Consider the following 16,849-nt stretch of genomic DNA (forward strand, 5'->3'; position numbering starts at 1 on the left):
CCCTTTACACCCGGCCCGGAACCGCCAACCTCAGGACAACCGGGCGGCCCCGGCGCCAATCAAAGCCACAGGACCACCAAAGCCCCGCCTCACAAGCAGCGCTTCCCCGCCGGGACTATGCGGAGTTTGTCGAGGGGCAGCTTCAGGGTCTGTTCGTCGGCGGTGCGGGAGGGGTTGGATGTATCGCCTCGGTCCCAGAGGACTACCGTTCCGCCGGAGCTGCCGAGCATCAGGTAGCGGCGGGACGGGTTGAACTCGCCGCCCTGGGACGGGATTTCGGCGGGGTCGGTGCCTTTGAGAGGCTTGGCGCAGACCCATTGGGGCTCGATGCCGTAATACGAGGGTGGGGTGTCGCCTCTGGCTGCGGTGTCTCGGGCAGCCTCACCGGCCTCCATGGCGGGGATGAGGACGACACTGACAGCTACCCAGACTGAGCCGACCGCCAGGAACGCCACGGCAAGGAACACGGCGAGCCAGCGGTCCGCGCCGTTCCAATAGGTGTGTCTGGCATAGCCGTATATCGCCGGACCAAGCAGCAGGACCAGTACGACCGCAGCCCACCGACTTGCCGCCGCCAGTTGGTAATACGCGGGAACACCCACGTCCTCCAGGCCCACCTCGAACACGTCCAGATAGGCGAGGTGGACGAAAGACCCCACCCCGGGGAACGCGCCGAAGATGAACGGCAGCAGAGCCGGAAGCACCCAGGGAACCCACGATCGCCATGTCCGCTGATGGATGAACAGGTACAGGCCGCGGGCGACCAAGGCCACACCCACGCACGCCAGCCCCGTCAGGAACCCGGCCCAGTCCGTCCCGAACCTGAAGCCGAGCAGGAGGGTGACAGCCCCCATGACCGGGACCACGGCGCCGTCGGTTCCGCTGCGAACCCTCGTGCTCTGCCCACGTAGGTTGCGCCTCGCCATGAAGAGTCCCGAGCAGGAAGCCACCAAGACGAGTGCGACCACCACGGCGGCAAAGGTGGATCCGTCACGCATCGCGTTCGGCAGAAGCGCCGCGCTCAGAAACATCGCGACCAGGCAATAAGCCACGCGGTCCCAGTTGATGCGCGTGGCCCTCTTCAACCCCCGTGGATTGTCGAGGTTCGTGACCGTACTCCGCACCCGTATGCCGGGCGCTACCGGAGCCGCTCCCGGCAGCCGATGGCGCGCGAGGCGCAGCGCCTCCTCCTCCGTCGCCGCCCGCACGTCCCGTCCCGTATCGCGGAACCCTTGGCTGATGGAGACCCGCCGGATCAGGGACCAGGTCCATCTGGGCATCGATCGGGGAGGGGCGGCCGGCAGGTCCTCATAGGGGCGCCAGCGGGGAACGTCCCTGCTGTCGGGCTCAAGCCGGTCGGCGGCATCGACGCGAAGGTCGAGGCGGTGCTCACGGCCCACCCGCTCGGCCTGAAGCAGCGCACCGTGTACCGCGCCCCGGTACGCGCCCGGCATCCGCATCTCCACCGTGTACCGCACCACGCGCAACTGCCGCCCGGTGGGATGCTCCGGCTGCTCCAGAATGGCCCAGCCGTGGTCCGCGCACACCGCCTCGAACGTCTCGCAGTCGGTGCGCAGGCCGTTGACGCTGAGGAGTACGACCACCCGGTGGGCGAACTTGGTCACGGGTCGGTCAGTCCTGGCTCCCGGACGGCGTCGTCCCCGTGTCCGCGCCGGAACCGCGCGGGAAGGACACCTCGACCCGGCGGTTCTTCTTGCGGCCCTCCTCGGAGCCGTTGTCCGCGATCGGGTAGTCCTCGCTGTAGCCGCGTACCGCGTACGTCACCTCTGGGCCCAGGTAACTCGCCAGCTTGTCGTGCACCGCCTCCGCGCGGTCGCGCGACAGCTTCTTGCCGTGGCTGTACGAGCCTAGGTCGTCCGTGAAGCCGAACACCCGGACGTTGGTTGCCTTTTGGGCCTTCGCCTCCTCGGCGATCGCCTTGATGCGGGCGTTCGCTTCAGGGTTCAGCTTGGGGCTGTCCTTGGGGAACAGCACCTCCGCCTGGAGGGCGAATTTGACGTCGGTGTTGGTGTCCTCGCGGCGTTCCTCGCCGCCGAGGTCTTCGACGACGGACTTGATGTCCAGGACCTTCGCGGGGGCCAGGGTCGCTCCGTCGGCCAGCTTCAGACCGGGGCTGTTGGAGTCGACCTCCTGGGGTGGGGTGGAGGTTGTGCTGTCTGGGGGTGCGCTGGGGTCTTCGTCGTCCGCGTATGCGGCCGTGCCGGTGAGGAGGATGAAGGCCGTGAGGGTGGCCGTGGCTGTGGCCAGGGTGCGTGATCGTGGGTGGGCCATGGGTCACTCACCCTCGGAGAGTTCTATTGAGGCGGGGGGCATGGCACCTACCTGGAAGTCGACCTTGGACGTCTCTACCGGAGGCGCCGGGAACTGGGCAAACCAGTCGACGGTCTGGCCTGAGAGCACCCCGCCCGTAAATCGTGTACACAGGCAACGGCCCTCTGTGTCACGGAGAATGAGGTACTTCTTCTTCCCCTCGGTGTCCACGAGGCTGGCTCCCGCGATCGAGCCGCCGTTCTTGGTCAGCTCGTTCTCGTCCCCACGCCAACTCGCCGCCACCCAGGCCTTACTACCTCCATTGGTCACCGTGCCCTCAACGGTGAGGAAGCCGCCCTCATCGCGCTTGGCGGAAGTGACCTTGAGGGTCAGGCCTTGCTCACCCTTGACCTCTGCGAGCACGGTGTCCGCAGCCGGCTGCTGGGACTCCTTGTCCTTCTCGCCTCCTGCGTCATCCTTGCCGCCCGAGGACGACGAACCCTTTTCCGACTTGGGTTTGTCGTCGTCCCCTCCACCGCCGCCGCAACCGGCCACCGTGAGGACCAGCCCAGTAGTGATCGCCACAGCGGTCATTGCCCTGCGGGTCTTTATGGTGCGCCGAATGTTCATCGGTACAGCTTCCTTCTTTCGTCGATCACTCATCAGTCGGCCAGGTGAACGGAGAAGAGAACGGACGCGTCCGGCAGGTCATCCAGATCGAAGTCGTCTGGATCGATCTCGAAAGAGTCGCCGCCGTCGCAGTCGAATTCCACGACCTTCTCAGGGTCGGCCGACGGAGCGAGATCGCAGCGCGGCTTGATGATTGCAGTGGCCTCGGCCTTGGCGTGCTTGGTCTCTGTACCTGGAATGATCGAGTCACCGACGGTGTAGTTGGTCTCGATCTCCACCCAGAACCCCGGATAACCATTCACTTCATCCGGCATGACGTCGATGACCTTCGAGTCGTTGTCGGCAGCCAACGCATTCGCGGCGCCTCGAGCGCCAGCACCAGCGAACTTGTCACCGTCGAGCCAGTCGAGCCACTCGTCTCCCTCGCCGATGGACTCCCCCAACCCGTCGACGAGTTCCTCCCTGGCGTCCTGCGCTGCCGCCAACGCAGCTGCATCAGCCGCTGATTGAGCGCCATTGCGCGCGGATGCGGCTTGGGCGAACGCAAAGAAGGCGAACGCAACGAAGAGCAGAATCCCCGTCATCCAGATGTAGATGGAGAGAGTCTGCCCTCGGTCACTTCGCAGGCTACTGAACGTCAGCCGCCGATAACGTCGTTGACCGCGTCCAAGATCGCTCCGGAGATCAACCCGTCCAGCCCGAGGCCGTCGATCAACGTAAAGATCCCGGCAATCAAAATCATCAACCCCGCATACTCCACAAACCCAGCCCCCGCATCCCGCTCCCTCCCCCGAACCCGGGAAGCCACGGTCACGGTCCAGTCGACCCAGACTCTGAGTACGCGATCCTTCAGCACGACGGCCCCTTCTCTCCCACCCGATACACGCACCGCTGGCGCAACCAATTCCGACGCCGCTCTCGTCATAGGCAACGTACGCGAGATCATGTGACCCAACAGCCACTCTCCGCAACCAATGCCGTTTCAGCCGCGCAAGTTGGCGAGTTCCCTTCCCCGGTGGCGAGGTCATCACGCGCCCCCGAGGCATGCGGCAGAGGTCGGCAGTCGGTCAGTCGGTGGCTCGTTGCGTTTCACGACTTCCCCTCCCGTGCGTCTCGTGAACTCGCTGTTTGCAAAGGGCTGTTGGGTTGTCGGGGTTCGAAGAGGCGGTTCCTGGAGCCAACCCGCCCCTCCCTCCGCCCGAGCGACTGTCCCACATCTCGTTGCAGCCGCGAAGAGGGTTTCGCCGAGTGGCTTGATAGAACCCTCACAGGAGCCCTCACAGGAACCCTCACTTCCCCAGGATCGAGCCGAAGTCCGAACCCGAGCCGAGGAACATTCCCGCCGCGATCAGGATCATCGTCGCCGGGAGCATGAAGACGAGGGTCACCATCGTTGCCTTGGGGATCGTCTTCGCCGCCCGGCGGCGGGAGTTCTGGGCGTCCGTTCGGCGCATGTCCGTTGCCAGTTGGATCAGCGTGTCCGCGATGGGGGAGCCCAGCTCCTCACCCTGCTGGAGCGCCGAGACGAATTGTGAGACCTGTTCCGATGCGTTGCGTCGGCGCAGCTCGTCGAAGGCCTGGCGGCGGCTGACTCCCATGTCCATCTGGCGGAGGGTGATGCGTAGTTCGTCCGCCCACGGGCCCTCGTACTTCTCCGCGACGCGGTCCAGCGCCTGGCGGAAGCCCAGGCCCGCCGAGACGACCACCGCCAGGACGTCCAGGAAGTCGGGGAGCGTGCGGTCGATCACCTCTCGGCGTTCGCGGATCGCCTGCCAGATCAATGCGTCCGCCGCCCCGATCCCGAAGGCGAAGGTCAGGGCGCCGAAGAGGGATGAGCCGTTGGAGAAGAAGATCAAGCCCATTACCAGGCCGAAGATGCCGTACACCGCCCGTCGCGCCGCATAGCGGTCGATCGTCAGGCCACCCGGGTTTCCCGCCATGTCGATCTTGCGGCGCTTGGCGTCCACCCGCTTCGGGCCCATCAGGCGCAGGACCAGCGGCGCGAAGCGGATGCCCAGGCGGTCCACCGCCGAGCCCGCCGCCGAGACGCGGGTGGCGCCGACCTCCAGGGCGATCGCCAGGTCCGAGGGGAGTTTCGCCTCCGCGCGGTACATGCGGATGCCCTGGCAGATGCCCGCCACCGCCAGGCCCATCACCGCAGCCATCGCCAGACCGAAGACACCAGAAGTCAACGTAACCCTCCCCCTACACTTCGATCTTGCCCAGGCGGCGGATCACGAAGAAGCCCACCGCGTACAGGCCCAGCGCGATCAGGATCAGCATCTGGCCCACCGGGGAGCCTGTTACTCGCTCCAGGGCGCCCTCGTTGGATGAATTGATCAGGAGCAGCGAGCCCAAGCCCAGGAGCGGGACCGTGAACGCCGTCGCGTTGACCTCCGAGAGCATCGTGCGGACCTCGCGTCTCGTCTCCTTCCTGTCCTCCAGGGTTTGCGTGAGGTTGCGGAGGGAGTTCACGACCGAGCCGCCCGCCTTGTTGGACAGGACCAACGTCGTTACGAGCACTATCAGTTCGCGGGACGGGAGGCGCTCCGCCAGTTCGCCCAGGGTGTCGTCGATCGAGCGGCCCAGCGTCAGCTGGTCGGCCACCATGGAGAGTTCTTCGCCCGCCGGCGCTTCCAGTTCTTCCGCCGCCATCGCCAATGACGTGCGCAGCGCCAGGCCCGCCGCCGTCGCGTTGGCCAGGATGCGGGCCACGTCAGGGAGTTGGTTGATGAAGGCCTCGATGCGCTTCTGACGTTGCCAGTTGAGGAAGACGACCGCGCTCCAGACCGCCACCACTCCCGCGATCGGGCCGAAGAACGGGGCCAGTGACGCCGCCGCTATCAGCCACAGCGCGGCGACGACCGCGACTACGTAGACGAAGAACTCGCCTGCCGTGAGGTCGAGTCCCGTTGCCGAGAGGCGCAGGTGGATGGTGCGGCCCAGGCGTGTGCGGCGCAGGCGGCGGTCCACCGCCGAGAAGCGGCGGCCCCTGCCCGTGGGGCCGCCGTCGCCCTCGCCGGGGCCGATCGACAGGCGGTCCACCAGGGCTTGGCGCTGGGCGCGGCCCGTCGCGTACGCGTGGACGCCCGCGACCGCGAGCGTGCCGGTCAGGATGGTGGCGCCGAGGGCCAGCAGGGCGGCTTTGTTCTCCATCAGGCCGTGGCCTCTCGCCCAGGGAGCTGCCCGGACGGCTGTCCGGTGAGCTGCCCGGGGGGCGCCTGCTCGTGCGCTCGCGCACTCGCCCTCGTACTCATCCGATCGCCTCTCTTGTGTTCAGTACGTCGATGGCCTGCGCGACCCCGAAGCCCTGCGGGACCGGCTCCCCCGCCACGTACAGCCGGTCGGCGACCGAGCGGGGCAGCGGCAGGTGCTCGAAGTAGCCGTGGACCCGGCGGTCCGCGGAAGCGGCGGCCTGGCGGGGGATGAAACGGGTCACCGGGGCGATGCGGAACTGTTCGCGGCCGTGCGAGACGAGGAGGACGATCTCGGCGATCTTGCGGGAGCCGTCCGCGTGCCGGGAGAGCTGGACGACCACGTCCACCGCCGAGTTGATCTGGTCCTTCAGTGCCTCGAAGGGGATCTGGACCTCGGACATGGAGCCCAGGGTCTGGAGGCGCATGAGGGCGTCCTCCGCCGTGTTCGCGTGAACCGTCGCCAGTGAGCCGTCGTGGCCCGTCGACATCGCCTGGAGCATGTCGAGCGTCTCGCCGCCTCGTACCTCGCCGACGATGATGCGGTCGGGGCGCATGCGGAGCGAGTTCCGGACCAGGTCGCGGATGGTGATCTGGCCCTTGCCCTCGACATTCGGCGGGCGGGATTCGAGGCGGATCACGTGGTCCTGCTGGAGTTGCAGTTCGGCCGAGTCCTCGATGGTGATGATGCGTTCGTGGGCCGGGAGGAGGCCGGAGAGGGCGTTGAGAAGCGTCGTCTTCCCGGAGCCGGTGCCTCCGGACACGATGATGTTGAAGCGGGCGCGTACGAAGGCGGAGAGCAGGAGCAGCATGTGCTCGTCCAGCGAGCCCAGGCCGATGAGCTCGTGCAGGGTGTACGCGCGGGGGAAGCGGCGGATGGTGAGTGTCGCGCCGGTCAGGGCGAGGGGCGGGATGATCACGTTGACGCGCTCGCCCGTGGGCAGGCGGGCGTCGACCATTGGGTTCGACTCGTCCACGCGGCGGTTGACCGTGGAGACGATGCGCTCGATCGTCTGCATCAGTTGGTCGTTCGAGGCGAATCGGAGAGGGAGTTGCTCGACGCGTCCCGCTCGTTCCACGAAGATCGAGTCCGGGCCGTTGACCATGATCTCTGTGATCGAGGCGTCAGCGAGGAGTGGTTCCAGTACGCCGAGGCCCAGCGCCTCGTCGACCACGCGGCGGATCAGCTGGGCGCGCTCGGAGGTCGACTGGACCGGGCCCTCGCGGCTGATGATGTGGCCAAGGACGCGTTCCAGGCGGACGCGGCGGTCCGCGGCCGTGAGGGACGACATCTCGGCGAGGTCGATCTCTTCGAGGAGCTTGGAGCGGTAGACGGCCACGAGGCTGTCGTCGCGGGTGGGGCCTGCGTCGGTCTGCGGGGTCGCCACGCGGTCGCGGAGGCTCATGCTCTTGGCTCAGCTCCCGTCTGCTGCGTCGTCGTTGGGCATGGTGGCTTCCTTTGTCACGCTCCAGTTCGTGTCCACGAAGGGGAGGAGCGTGGGGACTTGGACGGTGACGGTGGCCGTGGTCGTGTCCGCGCCGCCGCCGATGGCGACGGTGGCGTCGAGGCTGCCGTCCATCGCCGACTGACCCGCCGCCTCGCCTCCCTCGCCCTGGGAGGCGACGCGGGCTGCCGCGCGAGCTCCTGAGCCTGCCTGGTTGGCGGCGTAGCCGACCAGGCCGAGCTGGATGGCCGCGAGGCCGATGAGGAGGAGGACGGGGAGGAAACCGGCGAACTCGAGCATGGATACGCCGCGGTCGTCGAAGCGGTGCGCTCCCCGGCGGGTCAGTCCGCACCGTCGATCACCGGCTTCGCCGAGTTCGTCCTCAAACGCCGGACGGGCTGGATTTACCCCCCTCACCCGTCCTCACCTCCCTCCTTCGCCGCGCCCGCCTCCCCGTTGACCTCCCAGCCCGTGTCCATTCCCGGGAAGAACAGGGGGACCTTCGCGTCGACGTGGGCCTTCCAGACCGTGCCCTCGTCCGTGCAGGACACCGCCGCGCCCTGCCACGCCTCGGGGAGGTGCTCGCGGGCCGCGGCCGCGCAAGCCTCCTCGCCACCCTCGCCGGAGGCGTACGCGGCCGTCGCGGCGCGGGCCGCCTCGTCGGCGGCGTTGCCCGCGAGGGAGAACGTGTAGCCGTACAGGGCGCACTGCCAGAGGATGGCCATGACGGCCAGGAGCAGGGGGAACATGCCGGCGAATTCGAGGGTCACCGCGCCCCGGTCGCCGCCCCTTTTCCGCAGGGCCAGCGCGCCCCGCTTCCCTGCGCCCGCCGCCGACTCCACGTCGACCAGGCCCAGTTCGCCCGCCAGGGCCCAGAGGGACTGCTTGACGGTGGACTTGCTGTCCAGGTCCTGCATGCGGCCCGCGTCCACCGCGCCCTGCAGTTCCTTGAAGGCCGCGGGGACGGTGGTGCGGGCGACGCGTGTGCCGGTCACCCGCTCGACCAGGGACGGCTGGATCTCCGAGCCTTTGCCGTGGCGGTTGACGACGGTGAGCGTCTCCTCGGCCTTGCGGATCTGGAGGCGGTCCCACAGGCGGACCATGCGCTTGGCGGCGCGGACGGCGACGACGTCGGGGGTCACCAGGAGGAGGGCCTGGTCCGCCAGTTCGATGGCTGCCGCCGTCGCCGAGGTGACGTATGTGCCGCAGTCGACCAGGACGACGTCGTAGCGGGTGCGGAGGGCGGAGATCGTCTGGCGGGCGACCCGGTCGGTGATCTCCTCGCCGCGTTCGCCGTCGGCGGGGGCGAGGAGGAGGCCGATGCCGGTCTCGTGGGTGTAGACGGCGTCCTGGAGGACGCGGGGGTTGATGTCGGTGATCGCCGCGAGGTCGGCGATGGAGCGGCGGAACTGTACGTCCAGGTAGGAGGCGACGTCGCCGGACTGGAGGTCCAGGTCGAGGAGGGCGACGGTGCGGCCGGATGCCCTTGCGGCGAGGGCGAGTTGGACGGCGGCGAGGGTGGTGCCCACGCCGCCCTTCGCACCGCTGACGGCGACGACCTGTCCGCCGCCGGGAGTCTCCCCCTGGCCCCCTGTGTAGAGCTCCATGCCGGTGCTGCCGAGGTGGCGGCGCATGCCGGCCGACCAGGCGGCGGCGGCGTGCACGCGTTCGGCCAGGGCGTCGTACGCGAGGGGGAAGCCGATGATGCCCCGGGCGCCGGAGTCCATGGCGGCGGTGAGGAGGCCGGGGCTGGTGTCGGCGGTGATGAGGACGACGCCGACCGCAGGGAAGCGGAGCACCAGGTCCCGGATGAGGTCGAGGGCGGGGACGGGGCCGATGCGCTCGTGGATGAGGACGACCTCGGGGAGCTCGTCGAGCGACTCCGCGGCGAGGCGGGCGAGGTGGTCGAGCAGGGCGGTGGAATCGGCTACGGGGAGGGCGGGTTCGGCGTCCGGGAGCTGCCCGATGAGGGTGCTGAGGGCTCGGGCGGCGTCGGTGTCGCCCACCGCGGGGAGAATCCTGGTCGTCACGCCTCGCCTCCCGGCAGCGGGGCTTCGCCGCCTGCGGCGGCCCGGCCGGTCTCACCCGGCGGCTGTCGCTGACGAACAGGCTTTCCCCAGCCACCCACCCGATTGCCCTGCAGGTTGATCGGGTGGGTGGGCGGGAGATGTCCGCCCCGAAGCGGCGGCGCTGGAGTGCTGCACATCCGCGGGCCCCCTACTTGTCCTCGTCCAGTGTGTAAGTCCGGTCACCCCGCGGGATCGCCGCATCCCCGCCCTGACCCACCAGGGCGAGCCGGACGTGCGTGGCGAACGACTCCGCGTACGCGACGCGCTGGGCGTCGGCCGTGTCCAGGGCGAAGGTGATCGGCACCGCCTCCGTCTCCGTGCGGCGGGTGCTGCGGTCGTCGTCCCGGTCCGGGTCAAGTGCGGTCAGCTTGCCCACGTCGATGACCTTCGCCGACTCGACGATGACCTTCGACTGGTCCTTGGCGGTGTCGGTCTCGCCCTTGAAGGTGGCGTAGATGTTCACCGTGGAGCCCGGGGTGATCTTGCCCGCGACGCCCGTCGCCGCGTCGATCAGGATGGCGATCTCCTGCTGGCCCGGCGAGAGTTCCGGGCGCTTCACGATCATGTCGCTCTGCAGGAGCGAGCCCTCGCGCAGCTCCGTCACCGCGATCTTGCCGCGGATCTGGCGCAGATCGGTGATCGCGTTGTCGGACAGCCACCGCTCCGGCATCTCGACCTTCTCGAACTGGTCGGCGCTCAGTTCCTTGTAGGGGGCGATGTCCCCCTTGAGCTTGTACGCCGCGACCTCCGGGCCCACCTTCGAGTTCACGTCACGGATCACCGAGAGGACGCCCGCGAACGCGCCGAACGCGGCCAGGACCGAGAGGACCAGCAGGATGACGCCGCGGCGCTGGCGTGAGTTCATGGACCGGTCTACCTCGATCGGGAGCGGATGGCTACGGACAGTGAGCGGTGTGGAGCGCGGTCGTTCGGTGGCGTACGCGAGCGGGAGCGCACCCTAGGTCGCGCCCCTCGGGAGTGCGCGTACGGCGGGTGACGGCGAGGAGCGTTCGGGGGGCGGCGGCAGCGGTGCGGCGCAGAAGCCGCAGCGGTCGCCGATGAGTTCGAGGCCGCACCAGTGGCAGTCGTCCCGGCGGACGGACGTGACCAGTTGGTAGAGCACGGAGATGTCGGGGATGGCCGCCGCGAACTCGACGAGCTTGGGCGTCGCCCACCAGCGTGCGGACTCCGCGGGCAGCCGGGCCTCGGTGACACCCTGGGTGCGCCAGGCCGGCGCGAGGGTTCCGGTGACCCAGTCGGGGGCCAGTTGGCCGGGGGCGTACAGCATCTTCGTACCGAATCCGGGGCCGGACAGGCTTGCCTCGCCCGTGAGCTTCACCAGCTCGGGGCGCGGCGTCGCGAGGACGGCGAACTGGGCGCCGGGGACCCAGGACTTGGCGTGGGACTGGAGCGTGACGGGGACGCGGTCCAGCTTGGCGACGGAGCCGAGCAGCGCGCCCGCGTAGATGTAGTGGGAGAGCAGGCGGGCCGCGGAGGCGAGGACGCCGGGACTGAAGTCGCAGATGGAGAGCTGGCGCAGCTGGAGCGCCAGGACGGCCATGCCCAGGGGCGGCAGGTCGGGGCGGAGGATGGCGATGCGGTCGCTCTCCAGTACGGAGCGGATCGCGTGCAGCCGGTGCACCACGGCGGGCGGTGCGGAGGCGGGGCAGAGGACGATCACATAGCCGTGGTGCTCGATGAGCGTGTGCAACTCGGTGAGCGACTGGTCCAGGGAGTACGTCCGTGGTGACTGGACGGCGCTCTGCAGGACGGCCGCCGACGGGGTGTGCCGGTCGGGCGACGGCAGCACCAGGTCGGGGCCGGTGACGGCTATGGCGGTCGGCATGCCTACACCCCCGGTCTGCGCCCACTTCGTACCGTTCTCTGTGCACTTCCGGGCACTTCGTGCCGGTGTCCATGCACTTCGCACTTCCGCCTCAGCACCATATCCAGGTCAGGGCCGCCTCAACACCCAACTTCCCACTGTTCACGTTGAGGTTGGCCGGTCCTGCGGGGTGCGGGTGGCGCCAGAGGTCTTGACAAGTCAATTGGTCTGGACCAGCTTGTACGCCCAAGCGAGCACTCCGAACCCGAGCCCCGCCCCCCCCCACGCATCCCCCAACTCCCCCCACCGGAGGCAGAAGTGGACCACGCACGCGGCAGGACACGCAGGAAGGCGGGTACCGTCATCGGATTGGCAACGGCCCTGGCCCTCGCGCTCACCGGCCTGCTGACCGGCGGCGCCGACGACGCCGACGCCGGCACCCGCGCGGTACCGAAGCATGCGGTGACCGGTTACTGGCAGAACTTCAACAACGGCGCCACGGTCCAGAAGTTGAGCGACGTACCGGGCGACTACGACATCATCGCGGTCTCCTTCGCCGACGCGACCGGCACGCCCGGCGAGATCACCTTCAACCTCGACTCGGCCGGGCTCGGCGGCTACACCGTCGAGCAGTTCAAGGCCGACATCAAGGCCAAGCAGGCGGCCGGGAAGTCCGTGATCATCTCGGTCGGCGGCGAGAAGGGCGCGGTGTCCGTCAACGACGGCGCGTCCGCGACCGCCTTCGCCGACTCGACGTACAAGCTGATGCAGGAGTACGGCTTCGACGGCGTCGACATCGACCTGGAGAACGGGCTCAACTCGACGTACATGACGCAGGCCCTCAAGTCCCTTGCGGGTAAGGCTGGTTCGGGTCTCGTCCTGACGATGGCGCCGCAGACGATCGACATGCAGTCGACGTCCAACGAGTACTTCAAGACGGCGCTCGCCGTGAAGGACATCCTCACGGTCGTCAACATGCAGTACTACAACAGCGGTTCGATGCTGGGCTGTGACGGCAAGGTCTACAGCCAGGGCTCGGTGGACTTCCTCACCGCGCTCGCGTGCATCCAGCTGGAGGGCGGCCTCGCGCCGTCGCAGGTCGGCATAGGCGTACCGGCGTCATCGAAGGCGGCGGGCAGCGGGTATGTCGCGCCGTCGGTGGTGAACCAGGCCCTGGACTGCCTGGCGAAGGGCACCAGTTGTGGCTCCTTCAAGCCGTCCAAGACGTACCCGGACATCCGGGGCGCGATGACCTGGTCCACGAACTGGGACGCCGCGGACGGCAGCGCCTGGTCGAAGGCGGTCGGACCGCACGTCCACGGGCTGCCGTAGCCCGACTGAGGACCACAGCGCCGCCGCTCCCCCGGCGGCGTTGTGGCCTTAGAAGCGGTCTTAGAAGTGGCCTCAGAAGAAGCTGCCCCAGTCCTGGTCCGTGATCTGCTTGATGCACAGGACCAGGAAGAGAAGGCCCGCGATCGCCAGCATGCCGTTGCTGAGCCAGCCGTTGCGCCATTCCCTGGGCGTGCGCGAGGAGTTGAGCAGCCAGACCAGGGTGAGCGCGAGGAACGGCATGAAGGCCGCGCCCAGGACGCCGTAGATGATGATGAGGCGGAACGGCTGGCCCTGGAAGAGCAGGATCATCGGCGGGAAGGTCAGCCACAGCAGGTACGCGCGGAACGGCACCGACTTCTCGCGGGCGCCGGACGCCACCTCCTCGCCGGTCAGCGCCTTGTCGTCGGCGCCTGCCCGCTGCTTGCGGTAGCGCTCGACGAAGTCGGCGAACATCAGGCTCACGCCGTGCCACACGCCGATCAGTGAGGTGAAGGACGTGGCGAAGAAGCCGATCAGGAAGAGCTTGGCGGTGGCGTCCCCGTACTCCTTCTCCAGGATGTCGGAGAGCTGGACCAGGCCCTGGTCGCCGCTGGCGATCGCGACGTTCGCGGAGTGCAGGATCTCGGCGCCGACGAAGAGCATGGCGACGACGAAGATGCCGGTGGTGATGTACGCGACGCGGTTGTCGAGCCGCATCACCTTCATCCAGCCGGAGTCGGTCCAGCCCTTGGCGTTGACCCAATAGCCGTACGCGGCAAGGGTGATGGTGCCGCCGACGCCGCCGATCAGGCCGAGCGTGTTGAGGACCGAGTCCTTCTCGTCGGGCAGCACGGGCAGCAGTCCCGCGAAGGCGTCGCCCAGGTGCGGGGTGACGCGGACGGCGAGATAGACGGTGACGAGGAACATGACGCCGACGAGGACCGTCATGACCTTCTCGAAGACGGCGTACTTGTTGAACCAGACGAAGACCAGGCCGACGAGGCCGGTCAGGATCGCCCACCACTTGAGGTCCATGACGTCGGGGAACAGCGCCTGGAGCGGCAGTCCGGACGACGACATGGCGGCCGCCCCGTAGACGTACCCCCAGATCACGACGTAGACGACGAAGAACCACGTCGTCCAGCGGCCGAGGCTGGCCCAGCCGTCGAAGAGGGTGCGGCCGGTGGAGAGGTGCCAGCGTCCTGCGGCCTCGGCGAGCGAGATCTTGACGACGCAGCCGATGACGGCGGCCCACAGCAGGGTGTAGCCGAAGTTACTGCCCGCGATGAGGGTCGCGACGAGGTCACCCGCGCCGACGCCGGTCGCGGCGACGACGATGCCGGGCCCGATGTACTTCCAACTGGACTTGCGGGGCTGGTTGGTTGCTACGCCACCTGTGGTATCCGCCATGAGATCAAGTTCGCGTAAAGACGCCTGGTGCACAAGGGGTCGGAGGGATTGGCCAGAGACTGCATTGACCGGGACATGCCACTGCATCACCATGGGGCCGCACCTCGCACCGTCGCAGTGAACCACCCCCACCTCTCAGGAGACTTCATGCGACTTCGCATACGCAGGCACCTACGCGGAAGAAGGTCAGCCGCCCTGGCGGCCGTCCTCGCCCTGGCCGTGGCGGCACCCCTGACCGCCAACGCCGCACCGGCCGATCCGGCCCCCCGGCGGACGGCGGCGGCAGAGGAGGAGAAGACCGCGCAGTACGAGATCAGCACGCACTCGACGCCCGCCACGCGCACCGAGATCGCCCGCACGGGCGTGAGCATCGACGACTTCGACAGCCATGTCGTGACGGTGTCGGCCAACGCCGCGCAGGTGCGCGAACTGCGCGCGCAGGGCTATGAGTTGAAGGCACTCGCCGCGCCGCCGAAGCGTACGAACGGCAAGGAGGCCAAGCCGAAGGACTTCCCGCCGGCCGACTCCAAGTACCACAACTACGCCGAGATGAACGCGGAGATCGACCAGCGCGTCGCGGCCTACCCGAGCCTGATGACGAAGAAGGTCATCGGCAAGTCGTACTCCGGCAGGGACATCGTCGCCATCAAGATCAGCGACAACGTCGGCACCGACGAGGCCGAACCCGAAGTTCTCTTCACCCACCACCAGCACGCCCGCGAGCACCTCACCGTCGAGATGGCGCTGTACCTGCTGCGCGAACTCGGCGCGGGCTATGGCTCCGACGCCCGCATCAAGAAGATGGTGGACTCGCGCGAGATCTGGATCGTCCCCGACATGAACCCGGACGGCGGCGAGTACGACATCGCGACCGGCTCCTACCGCAGCTGGCGACTGAACAGGCAGCCCAACTCGGGCGGCCGCACCGGCACCGACCTGAACCGCAACTGGGGCTACAAGTGGGGCTGCTGCGGCGGCTCTTCGGGCACCCCGGGGTCCGAGACCTACCGGGGTTCGGCCGCCGAGTCGGCGCCCGAGGTGAAGGTCGTCGCCAACTTCGTGCGCAGCCGGGTCGTCGGCGGCAAGCAGCAGATCAAGGCCGCCATCGACTTCCACACGTACAGCGAACTGGTCCTGTGGCCGTACGGCTACACGTACAACGACACGGCACCCGGCCTGACCCAGGACGACCGCGACGCCCACGCCGCCGTCGGCAAGAAGATTGCCGCGAGCAACGGCTACACGCCCGAGCAGTCCAGTGACCTCTACATCACGGACGGCACGATCGACGACTGGCTGTGGGGCAACCAGAAGATCTTCAGCTACACCTTCGAGATGTACCCGTCGTCGTCCGGCGGCGGTGGCTTCTACCCGCCCGACGAGGTCATCGAGCGGGAGACATCGCGCAACCGCGACGCGGTGTTGCAGCTCCTGGAGAACTCGGACTGCATGTACCGGTCGATCGGCAAGGAGGACCAGTACTGCACCGGCTGAGCCGCCGGCCGGAGAGGGCCGTCGCCGGATGCGGCGGCGGCCTTCCCCGCCCGTAGTCAGACCGCCCCGGCGCTCGCTGGACCTCCGCACCCACGCGTAACCGGCATACTGCTGGTATGGCCGGGAATCCAAAGAGAACCAGCCGGGCTCCCTCGCGATGGGGCTATGACGCCGAGCGCCTACCGGCCGCACTCGATGAGCTCGGCGGTCCTGAGGGCGGGAAGGTTGAGTTGCCACTCCATCTGGCGTGGTCAGGACTGCGTGTCTTCGACATCAGTGATGTGAAGCTGCTCCTTGGTCTGTACCGGATCGTCCTCAACAACGGTTCACGGGACGACTTCGTTGAGTACCTCAATCCTGATCTGCTCATCCGGTACTGGCCCATCCTGCGCAAGATGCTCGGGCGAGGGGTGCGTGTGCCTTGGGAAGAGACATTCCCCGAGCTTCGGCCGTCTGACTCGGCCGTCGCGTGACTGGCCTTGGCGGGCGGATACGCCGTCCAGGTACACGGCCTCGTCGTCCGCCCGAGCCAGGATCTGGACTTCGCGACCCAGCACCCCGCATCGATGTCCGACATCGCACAGGCACTTGTATCGGGGCTGCACGAGAAGGGCTGGGCTGCTTCCCTCGTCGATGCCAGGCCGTTGAAAGCCCGGCTGCTCGTCACCGATCCGGGGACTCGGGAAGCGTGTGAAGTGGACCTCCTCAAGGAAGCGTTGTCCCGGCAGCCCGTCACCCTGGAGGCTGGCCCGGTGGTCGATCTCGAGGACCTGGTGGGCATGAAGGTACGCGCACTGGGCGACCGTGGGTTGCCGCGTGACGTGATCGATGTGCACGCGTCGTACCGCTACTACTCCGTGCCGGAACTCGAGCAGTTGGGGCTACGCAACGAGGGGGAGTTCGACCTGCAGGAGCTGCGCGACCGGCTGGAGAGCGTTGTCTGGGTGAGCGACGACGAGTTCGCCGCCTATGGACTGCGCGAGCAGGAGATCGCCGAGCTGCGCCAGTGGGTTCAGGACTGGGAGTCGGACCTCGGACTGCGGCTCGCCGAGGATTACGAAGAGCACGACGCGCACGAAGACGTGGACTGACGCCGCCCTTCACGCACGAAGGGGGCGCCCCAAAAGCCACCCGGGGCGCCCCCCCCCCCCCCCGAGAGCGCGGGGGCCCGGCGCGCCCACTCCACCGCGCCCGCGCGCC

The 16,849-nt window shown here is 68.2% G+C and carries 17 protein-coding genes; 4 read left to right on the forward strand and 13 right to left on the reverse strand.

What is annotated here, in order from left to right; translation table 11 throughout:
• Window positions 1–89: 89 nt before the first annotated feature.
• The 12 genes from ACFWY6_RS33270 to ACFWY6_RS33325 all read right to left on the reverse strand — a co-directional run bounded on the left by ACFWY6_RS33270 (window position 90) and on the right by ACFWY6_RS33325 (window position 11,455).
• Window positions 90–1,625: a hypothetical protein gene (locus ACFWY6_RS33270; protein ID WP_384698426.1), complete on the reverse strand. Its 1,536-nt coding sequence runs from the start codon at window positions 1,623–1,625 to the stop codon at window positions 90–92.
• Between the two features lie 7 nt (window positions 1,626–1,632).
• Complete coding sequence (locus ACFWY6_RS33275) at window positions 1,633–2,292, reverse strand: OmpA family protein (RefSeq protein WP_365490636.1); 660 nt, start codon at window positions 2,290–2,292, stop codon at window positions 1,633–1,635.
• A 3-nt stretch (window positions 2,293–2,295) separates the two neighbouring features.
• Complete coding sequence (locus tag ACFWY6_RS33280) at window positions 2,296–2,901, reverse strand: hypothetical protein (protein ID WP_365490703.1); 606 nt, start codon at window positions 2,899–2,901, stop codon at window positions 2,296–2,298.
• Between the two features lie 32 nt (window positions 2,902–2,933).
• Entirely contained in the window at window positions 2,934–3,542 is a 609-nt protein-coding gene (locus ACFWY6_RS33285) for a pilus assembly protein TadG-related protein (RefSeq protein ID WP_384698460.1), read from the reverse strand.
• The gene (locus ACFWY6_RS33290) at window positions 3,539–3,757 is read right to left on the reverse strand and encodes a hypothetical protein (protein WP_384698466.1); all 219 of its coding nucleotides are present in this window, start codon (window positions 3,755–3,757) and stop codon (window positions 3,539–3,541) included. Before ACFWY6_RS33290 ends, ACFWY6_RS33285 begins: the two co-directional genes overlap by 4 nt.
• Before the next feature lie 433 nt (window positions 3,758–4,190).
• The gene (locus ACFWY6_RS33295; protein WP_384698463.1) at window positions 4,191–5,066 is read right to left on the reverse strand and encodes a DUF5936 domain-containing protein; all 876 of its coding nucleotides are present in this window, start codon (window positions 5,064–5,066) and stop codon (window positions 4,191–4,193) included.
• Window positions 5,067–5,106: 40 nt separating this feature from the next.
• Window positions 5,107–6,057, reverse strand: a complete 951-nt coding sequence (locus ACFWY6_RS33300) for a type II secretion system F family protein (RefSeq protein ID WP_384698431.1) — start codon at window positions 6,055–6,057, stop codon at window positions 5,107–5,109.
• Between the two features lie 97 nt (window positions 6,058–6,154).
• Window positions 6,155–7,501, reverse strand: coding sequence for a CpaF family protein (locus ACFWY6_RS33305; RefSeq protein ID WP_384698433.1), 1,347 nt, complete (start codon window positions 7,499–7,501; stop codon window positions 6,155–6,157).
• 9 nt (window positions 7,502–7,510) lie between these two features.
• Window positions 7,511–7,840 (reverse strand): TadE/TadG family type IV pilus assembly protein, encoded by a 330-nt coding sequence (locus ACFWY6_RS33310; protein WP_384698435.1) that lies wholly within the window; start codon window positions 7,838–7,840, stop codon window positions 7,511–7,513.
• 113 nt (window positions 7,841–7,953) lie between these two features.
• A complete protein-coding gene (locus ACFWY6_RS33315; protein ID WP_384698438.1) occupies window positions 7,954–9,570 on the reverse strand; it encodes a CpaE family protein in 1,617 nt (538 codons plus the stop codon).
• Window positions 9,571–9,757: 187 nt separating this feature from the next.
• On the reverse strand, window positions 9,758–10,474 hold the full coding sequence (gene cpaB, locus ACFWY6_RS33320; RefSeq protein ID WP_384698440.1) for a Flp pilus assembly protein CpaB: 717 nt from the start codon (window positions 10,472–10,474) through the stop codon (window positions 9,758–9,760).
• 93 nt (window positions 10,475–10,567) lie between these two features.
• Window positions 10,568–11,455 (reverse strand): hypothetical protein, encoded by an 888-nt coding sequence (locus ACFWY6_RS33325; protein ID WP_384698443.1) that lies wholly within the window; start codon window positions 11,453–11,455, stop codon window positions 10,568–10,570.
• Between the two features lie 297 nt (window positions 11,456–11,752).
• Here ACFWY6_RS33325 and ACFWY6_RS33330 point away from each other — a divergent pair, with 297 nt between their 5' ends.
• Window positions 11,753–12,766 (forward strand): chitinase, encoded by a 1,014-nt coding sequence (locus ACFWY6_RS33330; RefSeq protein ID WP_384698446.1) that lies wholly within the window; start codon window positions 11,753–11,755, stop codon window positions 12,764–12,766.
• A 72-nt stretch (window positions 12,767–12,838) separates the two neighbouring features.
• On the opposite strand, the gene ACFWY6_RS33335 is transcribed toward ACFWY6_RS33330, so the two are convergent.
• Window positions 12,839–14,155, reverse strand: a complete 1,317-nt coding sequence (locus tag ACFWY6_RS33335; RefSeq protein ID WP_384698448.1) for an Nramp family divalent metal transporter — start codon at window positions 14,153–14,155, stop codon at window positions 12,839–12,841.
• Window positions 14,156–14,302: 147 nt separating this feature from the next.
• On the opposite strand from ACFWY6_RS33335, the gene ACFWY6_RS33340 reads away from it, so the two are divergent.
• The 3 genes from ACFWY6_RS33340 to ACFWY6_RS33350 all read left to right on the forward strand — a co-directional run bounded on the left by ACFWY6_RS33340 (window position 14,303) and on the right by ACFWY6_RS33350 (window position 16,740).
• Window positions 14,303–15,649 carry a M14 family metallopeptidase gene (locus tag ACFWY6_RS33340; RefSeq protein ID WP_384698451.1) on the forward strand — a complete coding sequence of 449 codons (1,347 nt, stop codon included), beginning with the start codon at window positions 14,303–14,305 and terminating at the stop codon, window positions 15,647–15,649.
• A gap of 116 nt (window positions 15,650–15,765) precedes the next feature.
• A complete protein-coding gene (locus ACFWY6_RS33345) occupies window positions 15,766–16,122 on the forward strand; it encodes a hypothetical protein (RefSeq protein ID WP_384698454.1) in 357 nt (118 codons plus the stop codon).
• A 6-nt stretch (window positions 16,123–16,128) separates the two neighbouring features.
• Entirely contained in the window at window positions 16,129–16,740 is a 612-nt protein-coding gene (locus ACFWY6_RS33350; RefSeq protein ID WP_384698457.1) for a nucleotidyl transferase AbiEii/AbiGii toxin family protein, read from the forward strand.
• Window positions 16,741–16,849: the final 109 nt, after the last annotated feature.

Source organism: Streptomyces sp. NPDC059037, assembly GCF_042740015.1.
Classification (GTDB): Bacteria; Actinomycetota; Actinomycetes; order Streptomycetales; family Streptomycetaceae; genus Streptomyces.